Raw genomic sequence first — 13,350 nt, forward strand, 5'->3', positions numbered from 1 at the left:
TCGGTTCCCCGATTATTTTTTAATTTTAAGATTTCAATAAGTTTCAATCTCAGTTAAAGTTTTTTGATCAACAGGCTTAATGTCATAATGATGAACATTATAAGCTGTAATTTCTTCGTCTGGATTTAAAGGATTTCAAACAGTGTAATGATCCCGAGTTTCCAAGTTTGAAAGTCTAAAAAAACGAATATGTCTATAAAAAAGACATATTCGTTTTTTATGTTTCAAAATTACACACATAAAATCCCGAGTTTCCAAGTTGAATTTACTAAAAAACAGTGATTTTTGGTTTAAAATAACAAAACAATTATTACATAAACGAAATTTTTTATTCTTTTTTAATAATTTTTTTGAACAAAATAAAAAATTTTTAAAATAATTTTCATTTTTGATTTTGATTTTTTTATGTAAGTAATGATGATTAAAAAATAGTGAATTACCCTATAAATAAGCACTTTATCATTGAAAATGGCATTAAACTTGGAAACTCGGGTGTTAGAATTGCTTAACATGAAAAAATAATCGGTTCCCCGATTATTTTTTAATTTTAAGATTTCAATAAGTTTCAATCTCAGTTAAAGTTTTTTGATCAACAGGCTTAATGTCATAATGATGAACATTATAAGCTGTAATTTCTTCGTCTGGATTTAAAGGATTTCAAACAGTGTAATGATCTTTAATATCAAATAAATTATTTACATATTTAATTTCATATTCAATATGTTTAGCTCATTCTTCATCTGTGAAGTTATCAGGTTTTTCTCATTCTTCAATTGATTTGAAGTATTCTTCACGAACGTATTCAACAACTTTTTTGAAAACTGGAGTATACCCCACTGAATCAAAGTTTAAAACAGAGCCTAATTCCAATTTGTCTTCAACCGAATCTCAAGTTCCGTCGCCTATACCTTGAATAAATGTATCTCTAGCAGCAGAATAAACTTTGTTTTTAACTTCATCAGAAGTGCCTTTAACGATTACTAAACCGTCAACTAATAATAAATTGTCTTTTGGTCTTAAATATCTTAATTCACCATCTCTAACATTACTGTTATTGTCATTACCAAAAAACGCGTCAACGGTATCACCATTATAAATAATACCCATTTGAATTTCAGACTGCGGGCTAATAATTTTGTCAACTAATTCTAAACCATTTCCAATAAAGTTGATTTTCGAACTGTTCAAAGCATAACCAGTTGCGTTTTTGATTAAGCTTTCAAATTGATCAATTAATTCTTGGTAATTTGAAGCTCCTGATGTTTGTTGATTAGCAAACATTTCTAATTCTTCAATCATTTTGTCTGAAGTTTCAAAATTGTTACCTTTAGCTTTTTCATCTTCGACATGTTTTTTGAATAATTCTATTAATTTATTAGGATCATTGACCTTGTTAAAGTTTTGTCCTTTACCTGTCGCATAGATTGACACATATTTATTTGCATTCTTGTCTAAACGATAAGCAGAACCATAAATCATATTGTCACGTACTGCGTCTGTGGCTTCTAAATTATCAAAACCTTCTTCTTTTAAAACTTTTAAAATTGAATAAAGACTAAAACTTCCTGCTTCTCATGATTTGTCTTCAGGTCTTTCTTCCATTAATTTGTCATAAATTTTCTTTTCTAAAGTTGAAGTGGCTTTAAAATCATATTCAGCGCCGTGTTTTTGGTTTTTTAAATTTAATTTGGCTGGATTATATGCAACAACCATATCTTGAGCAAAATATGGTAAAAAGTATTCTCATAAATGAAGAGGTTGCTCATATGCTTTACCATTTTCATCAGTCAATAATTCATCATCATATGATGCTAAATGGTTTCAAACACCTTCAGTGTAAATTGATTTTAAAACTTCTTCAAGCGAAGCGTCAGGATTACTTTCAAAAGCTTTTGGGAATAATTTTTTAAAGTCTAATTTTTCTAATTTACCTTTTTTAATGAGTGTTACAGCTTGTGAATCTGAACCAATACCAGCTACTGCTTTATTGGTTAAGATAGCATTTGTAAATTGATTTAAAGTATCAAATTCTTTGAAATCGAAATCTTGATTAATTCTTCTTTTGTGTGAAACATCATCACCATCATTAATGTATTGTTTGTAATTGTAAAATGATGGTTTGAATTTATGTGAATATTTATAAGTTAATGAAGCTGCTAGAACCCCAACAACAGCAACACCTACTGCTGAATATAAGAAAGTTTTATTAAGGAAAAAACCTTTTAATTTATTTCAAAAATTAGACTTAGCCATTTTGCACCTCGCTTAATTTTTGAGTATTTTTGGCTTTTAATTTTAACTTTCTTGCTTTACGAAGCCCTTTTGATTTGTGTAAGAAATAAATAGCATTACCAATTAATGTTGCAAACATCAATGCTGCTCCTACAACTAAACCTCAAGCTTGAAAATCACTTTCATAAAGTTTTGTTCCTAATGTTGCTGTGTTGCTTAAAGTTCTTAAAATAATGAAATCATCAAATGATAAGAAAGCAGCAATGGCGCCTGAAAAAATGATTGAAGGCATCATGTAAATGAAATAGGTTTTAAATCATGATCTAAATAATGAATATCCTAAATCTTGACTAGCTTCTAATAATGATTTATTAAATTTTTCGCTTCTTGGATACATCATTGTAATTCCATAAGGTAAAGCCATAATTGTGTGTCCAACAATACCTCTGATTAAGCCTTCGCTTGTGTTAGCTAATGTTCCAAAAAGAATAGCAAATACTAATACTAAACCAATAGCAGTAATGTTATCAGGATTGATTAATGGAATATTATTAACAGCTTGAATAGCTGAACCATATTTTTTATTACGTTGTCTTCACATAGCAAAAACAGTAACTAAAGAAATAGAAATAACTAAAAGCGCTGTAAATAAGGCAATTATTAATGAATTAACTAAAGCTAAATCACGCCCATTTTGTCAGAAATTGGTTCAAGCTTCAGTAGTAAATCTATTTCAAGTAAAGCTTAAGAAACCTTTATCACTTGGTTTATTAAAACTAAAAATTATTGCGAATGTTAATGGCACATAAGTAAGGAATAAAATTAAATAAATATAAGAATGTCTTAAAAAATTAACAAATTTATTCATAAATTCACCCTTTCTTGTTATGTTTAGCAATCAATTTAGGTAAAAATTGAATTAATGCGTATGTGCCGATAAAAATTGCTGAAACAACAATAACAATTAAACTGCCTCTTGATAAAGCAAATTGATTTGAAGGGTTAGTATAATCATTGATTATTGATCCAATTAATGGTAATTGATTTTTGTTTGGTAAAAGTTTATCACTAATCACAAAGTTAGTTGCTGAAGCCAAGAAAATTAAACCGAAACCACTAATAATTGCTTTAAGGCTATATGGAATAACGACTTTAAATAAAGTTCTAATTTTGCCATAACCTAAGTCTTCACTAGCTTCTAAAATATTTTTTGGCATATCTCTAAGCACTGAATATAAAGGCATAATCATTAACGGTAAGTTTAAATATGTTAAAGCAAGCACCATAAATCATTCGGCATTAAGAGTTTCCGGCGTGTCAACTATTGACATGAAAAGTCCTCTAATCGCATAAATTCTAGCAATTGTGAAAATGATCATAGGGCTAATAATTAAGCTCATTCCGTAAATTGGTAAAAATTTATTTTTACTTAATGCTATTAAATAAGCATATGGATAACCAATAATTAAACATAAAAGAGAGCTAATTACACCTATTTTTAAACTACGTCAAATTTGAACTCAGGTATTTTTTTCTTTAATAAGTGCATATTGATCAAAGCCTTCTCTTGGTGTTAAAGCACTAATAATAATTAAAATAACTGGTAATAAAATGAAAAAGATAGCAATAATAACAAACGGCAAGGCTAAACTAAGCCGTTTATTTAGTTGTAATTTGTTTTTAATTTTTGAAAACATCTGAAGAATAATCTCATTTACTATCTTTTTTCATTAAATGAATTGAATCAATTGTTCAACTAAGGAATACTTGTTGATTTAAATCAAATTTTTTAGCTGTTTCAACATACATAATTTGTTTATTTGCTAACTTAACAGTTAAATAGTAATAACTTCCTCTGTATGTTGAGTTAATAATTGTACCTAAAAGTTTATTTCCTTGTTCTCTGTCTGTATCAACAATATCAATATCTTCTGGTCTAATTAATACATCAACATCTTCACCATCAGCAAAGTCATCTTCTTCATGAACTGTTTTATAGGTATTTGTGTTTCAAACGGTAACAGTTGCATCACTATTAAATGTACCATTATAAATGTTTGAATCGCCAATAAATGAAGCTACTCATTTATTAACTGGATAGTCATAAATAGCTTTTGGTGTATCATATTGTTCAATTTTTCCGTCTCTAACAACTGCTACTCTATCAGATAATTCTAAAGCTTCATCTTGGTCATGAGTAACAAAAATGAATGTTAAACCTAATTTTTGTTGAATGGTTCTTAATAAAACTTGCATTTTTTGACGAATTTTAGCATCTAAAGCACTTAATGGTTCATCAAGCAATAAAATTTCTGGTTCAATAACTAATGAACGAGCCAAAGCAACACGTTGTTTCATACCACCAGATAATTCGCTGATTGCTTTCTTTTCATTACCTTCTAAACCAACTAATTTAACAATATTATTAACTTCTTCTTGAATTTCTTCTCTAGTTAATTTTCTAGTTAAATGTTTCTTTTCAAATTTTTCAATTTGTTTAGTTGTGTAATATTCTCAGTATGAATATTTGAAGTCAGAATCATCAAGTCATTTTTGGATTTTCTTGAATTTTTTGCTTGTTGGTTTTAAAGTTTCCATTTCTGCTTCATATTCATTTTGTTGCTTGTCTAATTCAGCCATTTTATCTTTGGCTTTTTTATTTCAAACTTGTTTTTGTTTTTCTAATAATTCTAAGTAATATGGATTTACTTTTTCTTTTGGTTTTCTTTTAAGCATTAAACCATATTTAATGTTTCCTTCAACATTTAAATGTGGGAAAAGAGCATAATCTTGAAAAATTGTTGATAAATCACGTGAGTGAGCGGGCAAGTCTTTAATATCAAGACCATTAAACTTAATTTCACCACGGGTTGCTCATTCAAAACCAGCAATTAAACGTAAAATTGTTGTTTTACCTGAACCTGAAGGACCAAGTAAAGTCACAAATTCACCTTTATTGATTTTTAAATCCACATTATCCAAAACCAATTTATCATCAAATTCTTTAACAACTTCTTTTAGTTCAATAATGTATTGTGAATTTTGTTTTTTCATAATTCTCCTTAAATTTTTGTTAATGAAAATAGCTTCATTAAGCAAAAACTATCGTGGAGGCAAGATCAAAAACATTCTGTGTGTATTCAATAGCATAAAAAGGCAATGAAGGATTTTTGTCTTCATTGAAATCTAAAAGTATTTTCTTAGATCTGTATTTATCTTTCTTTCAATAATTAGCTATTTTCATGCCAAAAATTATAAAGTAAAATAAGCGATTTAGTCCATGTTTTTAATTTTTTTTATTTTTCTTTAAACCCTTATGAATTAGTCCTTTTAGTCAAATTTTTCATATTTTTTTCTGATAAGAAAATTCAATTGAAAAAAATGTGAGAAGTATTAACAAAATATAAAAAATAATTTATGCAATTTTGGAAGACATAAAGTAATTTATAATATAAAAAAGCGGCGCACCGCAGTGGGGGTTATATGGATTTAAAATGTGCTTCTTTTTTTGCTGGAGTTGGTGGAATAGATAAAGGTTTTGAGAATGCTGGATTTAAGACAATATATGCTAATGAAATTGATGAAAACGCTGCCAAAACATTTAAAGCAAATTTCCCAAATGTTCAATTAGATATTTCAGATATTCGTCAATTAGATGAAAACAAAGATATACCAAATTTTGACGTTATGTTGGCAGGATTCCCTTGTCAAGCATTTTCTATTGCTGGATATCAGCAAGGATTTCATGACGAAAAAGGAAGAGGAAATTTATTTTTTGAAATAATGCGAATTGTCAAGGCTAAAAAACCAAAAATTATTTTTTTAGAAAATGTTAAAAATTTAGTATCTCATGACAATGGCAATACCTTTCAAGTTATTAGCGAATCATTAGAAAAAGAAGGTTATCATGTAAAATCTATGGTTCTTAATTCGAGCAATTATGGAAATGTGCCACAATCAAGAGAAAGAATTTATATTGTTTGTTTTAAAGATTATGAACAATACCGTAATTTTGAATTTCCTAAACCTATAAAACTAACCACAAAATTACATGATGTTATAGATTTTGAAAATGATGTTGATAAAAAATATTATTACACAACACTTTGTAGCTTTTATAAAGAATTAAAAAATAACATGACTAAAAGTGATACTTGTTATCAATGACGTAGGGTTTATGTAAGAGAAAATAAAAGCAATCTTTGCCCAACTCTTACAGCAAATATGGGAACTGGCGGCCATAATGTACCTTTAATACGTACATTTAATGGAAAATTTAGAAAATTAACCCCTCGTGAATGTTTTAATTTACAAGGATTTTCAAAAGATTTCATTTTACCAAATTCCCTTAGTGCAAGTTCTTTATACAAACAAGCTGGCAACTCAGTTGTTGTTTCAGTAATTGAAAGATTGGCTGAGCAAATCAAAATTGCTGTTAGCAAAAAATAGCAGAAGACAACAAAATTCTTCTGCTATTTTTTATTATTTAAATAATCATTATAGTAATATTCTTCATAAGTTCCCGATGGTGAAAAATCAATTGAATATTCATTTTCTCCAATTTTAGTAAAAATAACACTATCAATATTATATTTTTGAAGCATTTCATAAGTTAATTTTGTTCCCTTTGGTATTTCAAAAACATCTCTTAAAAGCCATTTGCCTAAAACTTTATTTGGGTTACTCATTATAGCCTTACCAATTTTCGGATTATTCTTATCAGCACTTTGACAAACTTTTGCTGAAATGGTTGTTCCATTAGGGAGGTGTAATTTAAAAGGGATGTCACGTTGAGGAAAGAAATTAGGATTCCTTTGTCTATCAATAGTATTATAAGGAATATATATTTCATTGAAATCACGTTTGCGACCATTAGCGTTTCATTGGTTTAATCCGCTTTTTTCAGGAACAAATTTCTGACCGTTTTTTTCTGAATAAAGCCTTAAACAAAGGGTATTAGTTTTGTCTAATGATTTTTTATTAGATACAAAAAGTTCATTAGTTTTTGAAATTTCTGCTTCAATTATTGAGTTCATTAAAAATGAATAAGGGTCTTTTATTATTGGAACATCAAAACTATCAAGAACTTCAAAATTTTCAAAAAGCATGTATAAAGTATTTTTTGATGTTGAAAAATGATATTTATGTTTACCATCAGTGAAATATGTGTTATTGATGTTCCCACGGTTTTCAATAATTGTAATTTGGTCAATATCAATAAAATCAAATGGATATTCAATAATTTCCATTCTTCCAGGAGTTCTACGAACCATGTGGTATATCATTTTATCAATGTTATAAAGGTTTTTTGTAACACGTATACGCATATTTCTATATTTGGCAATTTTTTTAATAAGTTCTAAACCACTTAAGTGAGAATAATAAGGTTTTAATTTACCAAATTCCGCTATTTTTTGATCAATATTCCCAGTAAAAGTTTTTAAACCAATGCCGATTGTACCTTTTTTAGCATCAACTGAGCAATCTTTTCTAGCAAGATTTTCTGCTTCAAAATATTTACAAAAAATATTTTCATGCGCTCGATATGGTAAATAAGGGCTATCGCTTTCTGAAAAAAGTAATGTTAAATTGCCAAGAATAGTTAACATTCTTTTATATTGCTTTTGTTGTTCAGTAGATTGGTCCTTATAGAACATTATTTACTCCTTATAATTACTTGATATAAAAATTATAACAATATTTATAATGATGCTAAAGACGCTAGAATTTATCTATTTTGTAGATTAATTAATCCAAAAATATTCTGAAAACATTATTAAATTTGTTTAAAAAATGTTAGTCTTAAAAAACCAACGAAAAGCAAATTAATTTTAACTAAAAGCCTATGAAATAGCTTTTTTGGTCTAATTATTATTACTAATATACAAAATATCTACTTTGCCATATTTTTTGTAGTTTTGAATTGTTAAGCCTTTTGGCAGCATAATTTGTTTGCTATCATTTGTTTCGACAATTATTAGACCATTCTTATTTAGATATTTAAATTCATTAATTAATTCTAATGTTTGATTTACTGTTTCATACATTAAATAAGGCGCATCGATAAAAATATAATCAAACTCTTTACCTTGATTACTATTTAAGAAATTCAAAACATCTGTATATTCAATTTGAACATTATTTGCTTTTAAAGTATTTTTGTTATTTCTAATAACATTAATTGCATTTTTATTGTTTTCAACACAAAATACTTTCATTGCTCCGTTACTTATTGCTTCAAAGGCAAAAGCACCGCTGCCAGCAAAAAGATCAAGCACTATTTTATCTTTTATATTCATTCTAATTGAATTAAAAATTGCTTCTCTAACTCTATCCATTGTTGGTCTTGAAATGCTCATATCTGGTTGTTCTAATTGTCTTGATCTATGAATTCCTGAAATTATTCTTAACATGTTTACTCCTTATTTTCAATAAAACTTTGTTTTAATTTTATAAAATCTTTTAACATTCCTTGAAATTTAAAATGCCTAAATAAAATATTTTCCTTTTCTTTTATCCTCCTAATTGTTTAGTTTTAATTTGAAAAAATAACTATATAGGCAGGTAAAATTGATGTAAAAAGTTTAATAATTTAAAAAAATTTAATGAAAAATCCATTTTTTTGTAAAAAATAACCAAATTTATAAGACAATAAAATGTAATCTTTAAATATTCGATTTTGTTGCTAAATGAAATTAAAAGAATTCTTTAATTATTTAAATTAATATTGGTTTGTTTAATGATAAAATTAGATATTGGTAGACAAGAAAAAATTGAATTGTTTGATCTTAGCGTTCTTTTTTTTTTTTTTTTGAAATTACATTATTTCTACAAATTAAATATTTGACCTTGAGAGGATTAAATATAAATATTTCTTACGTTTTTTATTTTTTTATCTAAAATTTTTAACGGCAATTTTAGAAATTTAAGGAGGCACGATGAAGAAAAAGCCTATTGTTTTTAGTGATGTAGATGGAACAATCTACACAAGAGATGCTTATGTTTCTAATTTCAACTTAAGCGTAATTAAAAGAGATGATCTTAGTTTTAATATAGCTACAGGTAACCCAATTTGCCCAAGAATGCTTAAATTAGCTAAATTAACTGATGCTGATTACATTATTGGTTCATCTGGTGTACAAATTTATGATTACAAAAACTCAAAATTTATTAAAGAAAAATATTTAGACCCTGAAACAGTTAAAACAATTTTTAAAATCTTTAAGGATTTCAACGTTTCAGCAGCTGCTTGATCAAGCGAAGTATTTTATGTTTTTAGAGAAGAAGACAAAGAGTTTCTTAACAAAATTTACTTTAGAAGTGAAAGCTTTGATCAATTTACCTTAGTTACAGGTAATGAAACTGAACTTAAAAATGTAGCAAAAATTGAAGTTTATTTTGAAGGCACTCAAAATGTTGATCAATTAATGGAATTATTAGAACCGCTTGATTGCAAAATTATTAAAACTCACATGAATATTGAAATTCTTTCATATGGCGCATCAAAAGGTAGAGCAATTGTTTGAATGTTAGATCATGTGTTTGGTGAAAATGTAACTGAGGATGACGTCATGGTTATAGGAGACAGCGAAAATGACTTTTCAATGTTTAAACGTTTCTATCACTCATATGTTATGGACAATGCCAAAGATGAAGTTAAAGAAAAAGCCAACAATGTTACAAAACACGTTGTTGAACATGGTTTAGGCTATGCAATCTTAGATTATCTTGAAAAATTAAACAAACATAATTAGAAACAACTTTGGTGAATTGTTTATTCACTTAGTTGTTTTTATTTTAACTAGACCGTTAATTAGATAGTTAATCAAATATTAATATATAAATTAATATAGTAAAATTAGAAAAACACTTATAGGTAGGAGGTTAATTATGGCTCGTTTTATTGACCAAATTAATATTATTTTACAAGCTGGTAAAGGTGGCGACGGGATGATTTCTTTCAGACGTGAAGCGCATGTTGACAAAGGTGGTCCTGATGGCGGTGATGGTGGTCGTGGCGGCAACATTTATTTTGTTGGTGATCCTGGCAAAAACACCTTGCTCTCACTTTACGGCAATAAAAAAATTGTTGCTGAAGATGGCGTTAATGGTGGACCTAAAAACCTTTATGGTGCTGCCGGCAAGGACACATACATCAAAGTTCCATTAGGCACAATAGTTTATAACAAAGGCAAAGTTGTTGCAGATATAATTGACGAAAAAGCCTATTTAGTAGCCAAAGGTGGTCAAGGTGGAAGGGGAAATATGAAATTCAAAACGCCTCGTAACACCGCCCCAAGAATTAGTGAAAATGGTACTAAAGGTGAAAAATTTGAAGCAAACATAGTATTAAAAGTAATGTCTGATGTTGGTGTTGTCGGAAAACCAAGCGCTGGTAAAAGCACTTTATTATCAGCTTTATCAAACGCCAAAGCCAAAATAGCCGACTATGAATTTACTACTCTTGTACCACAATTAGGTTTAGTAAGATTTCATGAAAATTCATTTACCATTGCTGACTTACCAGGTTTAATTAAAGGTGCTTCATTGGGCAAAGGTCTAGGTTTTCAATTTTTAAAACATATTGAAAGATGTAGAGTTATCGCGCACATTATTGATTTTGGTAGCGAATACAAAAAACCAATTGAAGATTTTGAAGTAATCAATGATGAATTAAAATCGTATAGTTTGAATTTAGAACAAAAACCACAATTAGTTGTTGCCAATAAAGAAGATATGGAACATTTTGCTGAAAACTTTGCTAAATTTCAAGCCAAATACCCAAATGTACCAATTGTTAAAATTAGTGCGCTTGAAAGAGAAAATTTAGATGAACTAAAAGCAAAACTTTGACATCTAATTGAAGAAAATAAATTAGCTCCAATTAAAGAAGAAGAAAATGATGAAGTTGTTGAAATTAAGCTTGAAGAGGATTATAAAATTGTTAATCCATTCAAAGGTTTCTTTGAAATTAGTGGACCTAAAATTCAATACATTTATGATAAAAACCCAATTAATACTTATGACAACTTATTAAGATTTAATCAAAAATTAAAAAACCTTGGCGTTTGAGATGAGCTTTTAAAAATGGGAATTGAAACTGGTGATACAGTTAGAATTTTTGATTATGAATTTGAGTGAGACGGTAATTATTAATGCCCAATTTAATGAAAATAGAAAGAGTTATTAGCAATTACACTGAATATAGTCGCAAAGAAATTAAAAAATTAATTAAACAAGGCAAAGTTAAAGTTAATCAACAAATAATTACCGAATCAATAAATTTTGATCTTGATAACGATAAATTAATAATTGACGAGAAAGCCTATGAAACAGCTAAATTTGTTTATTTAGCTATGAATAAACCAAAAGGTGTAGTTTGTTCACATGATATTAAAGAAGGTAAAACAATTTATTCGCTATTACCTGAAAAATATCAATATATTAAAAATCTCAACACTTTTGGGCGCCTAGATAAAGATACAACTGGCTTGATTATTATTTCCAATGATGGTGAGCTTAATCATAAATTAACTTCTGATAAACATCATGTTCAAAAAACATATTTAGTTAAACTCGATCAAGATTTTAAAAAAACTGATCAAGAAATTATTGAAAAAGGCATAGATATAGGTGAAAAAGATTTAACCAAACCTGCAGAATTAATAATTAGAGATACTGGTATGGTGGAATTAACCATTCAAGAAGGCAAATACCATCAAGTTAAAAGAATGTTCAAAAAACTTAATTATGAAGTTATCGAACTGCATCGGATTAAATTTGGCAACTTGTCTTTAAATGATTTAAAAGAAGGCGAAGTAATTAAAATTAGCCATTCGCAATTAATAAAAGAAAATAACTAATTGAACTGTTTCATAGTTGTTTTTGTAAATTCCGCTTAGGCTGATTTTTTAATATTTTTACAACATTAGCCTTGTATAATCTCAAGTTTCCAAGTTAAAAAGGGATGAAAAAATTGACGCATTGTTAAACGAAATCAAAAAAGAACTTGTTGAAGAACCTAAAAAGAAGAAACTGAGGAATAATTAATTTCAAAAGTAGGCTACTTGGATTGCTTTATTAATGACAAATTTGACTAATATGGAAAAAAGAAAATTTTTTCCAGATTTTTTATTGTGCTTTAGCAGACGTCTTTTTTTGTGCAATACAATGAAGTTAAGTACTAAAAAAGTACAAAAAATATAAACAAAGAAAGAGAGTGAATGTGAATGATTTAAATTTTTCAAGTTTTAGCATTTAAATTTGCAGCAGATGAGAGGGTAAAGTGAAGATAAACCAACGAGAGGAAATAATATCATTAATCAAAGAACGTGGTCTGGTGACTCATGGTGATATTTCTGTCGCTCTTTATGGTGATAATAAACACATGCCAAACGTTTATAGTACATTGAAAAAACTTCTTGACTCTGGGGTGGTAAAGAGAACTGGTGATCATCCTTCTTATTACTCATTGTCTAGCGACAACTACGAAGAACACAATGTTAATGCGGATAAAAACAAAATATGCTTCTTAGAAATCACAAATGAGTCCATAGAAGAAGTGGATGCGGAGGTAGAGGCTACAGAAAACTACGGACGTGAAAACAGATTGATCACTGATTGTTTTAAAAAATATCCAAGTAATACAGATATCGAAACTGTAGCTTTGAAGATTGGTTTGATTGATATCACAAATTCTACGAATATTTCTAGATATAAAAGATTTATCAGTGTTGTTGAATTAGCGGAAATAATATCATCTATTCCAAATATTGATGAAAGGATTAAAAAAGGCGATCCAGAAGTTGTAGCGACTATTGCTAGAGCTAACGGAAAGATTAATCTGTTCTCATTTGCAACAAAGTATTGTTGTTACCACAACAAGAATCTTTATGGCAGGGATGATTATTCAATATTGGATACTGTGTTGAAAGAGACATTACCTAAGGTGTTCAAAGATATAAAAAAATCGAATATCCAGCATTGAGTGGATTCATATGACTATAAATCTTATAATGATTTCATCACAAATAAACTTGATGAGCTTGGAATAACTATTCCTTTTAGAAAGAGGAAATTTGACCATTTTATCTGGTATAAAAATCGATAGAAGGAAGG

The 13,350-nt window shown here is 28.1% G+C and carries 13 protein-coding genes; 5 read left to right on the forward strand and 8 right to left on the reverse strand.

Features of this window, described 5'->3' with window-relative positions:
* Positions 1 to 12: 12 nt before the first annotated feature.
* From T395_RS03635 to T395_RS03640, 6 genes are all read right to left on the reverse strand, one after another.
* On the reverse strand, positions 13 to 165 hold the full coding sequence (locus T395_RS03635) for a hypothetical protein (RefSeq protein WP_156933066.1): 153 nt from the start codon (positions 163 to 165) through the stop codon (positions 13 to 15).
* Between the two features lie 369 nt (positions 166 to 534).
* Entirely contained in the window at positions 535 to 2,253 is a 1,719-nt protein-coding gene (locus T395_RS03375; protein ID WP_051617785.1) for a hypothetical protein, read from the reverse strand.
* Entirely contained in the window at positions 2,246 to 3,100 is an 855-nt protein-coding gene (locus tag T395_RS0101270; protein ID WP_029512698.1) for an ABC transporter permease, read from the reverse strand. Before T395_RS0101270 ends, T395_RS03375 begins: the two co-directional genes overlap by 8 nt.
* Positions 3,093 to 3,929 (reverse strand): ABC transporter permease, encoded by an 837-nt coding sequence (locus tag T395_RS0101275; RefSeq protein ID WP_029512699.1) that lies wholly within the window; start codon positions 3,927 to 3,929, stop codon positions 3,093 to 3,095. Before T395_RS0101275 ends, T395_RS0101270 begins: the two co-directional genes overlap by 8 nt.
* Positions 3,913 to 5,286: an ATP-binding cassette domain-containing protein gene (locus T395_RS0101280; RefSeq protein ID WP_029512700.1), complete on the reverse strand. Its 1,374-nt coding sequence runs from the start codon at positions 5,284 to 5,286 to the stop codon at positions 3,913 to 3,915. The genes T395_RS0101275 and T395_RS0101280 overlap by 17 nt, the downstream gene beginning before the upstream one ends.
* A 37-nt stretch (positions 5,287 to 5,323) precedes the next feature.
* Positions 5,324 to 5,476, reverse strand: a complete 153-nt coding sequence (locus T395_RS03640; RefSeq protein ID WP_156933067.1) for a hypothetical protein — start codon at positions 5,474 to 5,476, stop codon at positions 5,324 to 5,326.
* A 239-nt stretch (positions 5,477 to 5,715) separates the two neighbouring features.
* Between T395_RS03640 and dcm the strand changes: the two genes are divergently transcribed.
* Positions 5,716 to 6,681, forward strand: coding sequence for a DNA cytosine methyltransferase (gene dcm / locus T395_RS0101285; RefSeq protein WP_029512701.1), 966 nt, complete (start codon positions 5,716 to 5,718; stop codon positions 6,679 to 6,681).
* Positions 6,682 to 6,704: 23 nt separating this feature from the next.
* Here dcm and T395_RS0101290 read toward each other — a convergent pair whose 3' ends face one another.
* Positions 6,705 to 7,889: a hypothetical protein gene (locus T395_RS0101290; RefSeq protein WP_029512702.1), complete on the reverse strand. Its 1,185-nt coding sequence runs from the start codon at positions 7,887 to 7,889 to the stop codon at positions 6,705 to 6,707.
* Between the two features lie 207 nt (positions 7,890 to 8,096).
* Positions 8,097 to 8,645, reverse strand: coding sequence for a 16S rRNA (guanine(966)-N(2))-methyltransferase RsmD (rsmD, locus tag T395_RS0101295; RefSeq protein ID WP_029512703.1), 549 nt, complete (start codon positions 8,643 to 8,645; stop codon positions 8,097 to 8,099).
* A gap of 525 nt (positions 8,646 to 9,170) precedes the next feature.
* Between rsmD and T395_RS0101300 the strand changes: the two genes are divergently transcribed.
* From T395_RS0101300 to T395_RS0101315, 4 genes are all read left to right on the forward strand, one after another.
* Positions 9,171 to 9,986: a Cof-type HAD-IIB family hydrolase gene (locus tag T395_RS0101300; protein WP_029512704.1), complete on the forward strand. Its 816-nt coding sequence runs from the start codon at positions 9,171 to 9,173 to the stop codon at positions 9,984 to 9,986.
* Positions 9,987 to 10,122: 136 nt separating this feature from the next.
* Positions 10,123 to 11,388 carry a GTPase ObgE gene (gene obgE / locus T395_RS0101305; protein ID WP_029512705.1) on the forward strand — a complete coding sequence of 422 codons (1,266 nt, stop codon included), beginning with the start codon at positions 10,123 to 10,125 and terminating at the stop codon, positions 11,386 to 11,388.
* An 11-nt stretch (positions 11,389 to 11,399) separates the two neighbouring features.
* The gene (locus T395_RS0101310) at positions 11,400 to 12,095 is read left to right on the forward strand and encodes a pseudouridine synthase (protein ID WP_029512706.1); all 696 of its coding nucleotides are present in this window, start codon (positions 11,400 to 11,402) and stop codon (positions 12,093 to 12,095) included.
* Positions 12,096 to 12,517: 422 nt separating this feature from the next.
* Positions 12,518 to 13,342, forward strand: a complete 825-nt coding sequence (locus tag T395_RS0101315; protein WP_051617788.1) for a hypothetical protein — start codon at positions 12,518 to 12,520, stop codon at positions 13,340 to 13,342.
* Positions 13,343 to 13,350: the final 8 nt, after the last annotated feature.

Source organism: Mycoplasmopsis iners ATCC 19705 (assembly GCF_000701805.1).
GTDB lineage: Bacteria > Bacillota_I > Bacilli_A > Mycoplasmatales > Metamycoplasmataceae > Mycoplasmopsis > Mycoplasmopsis iners.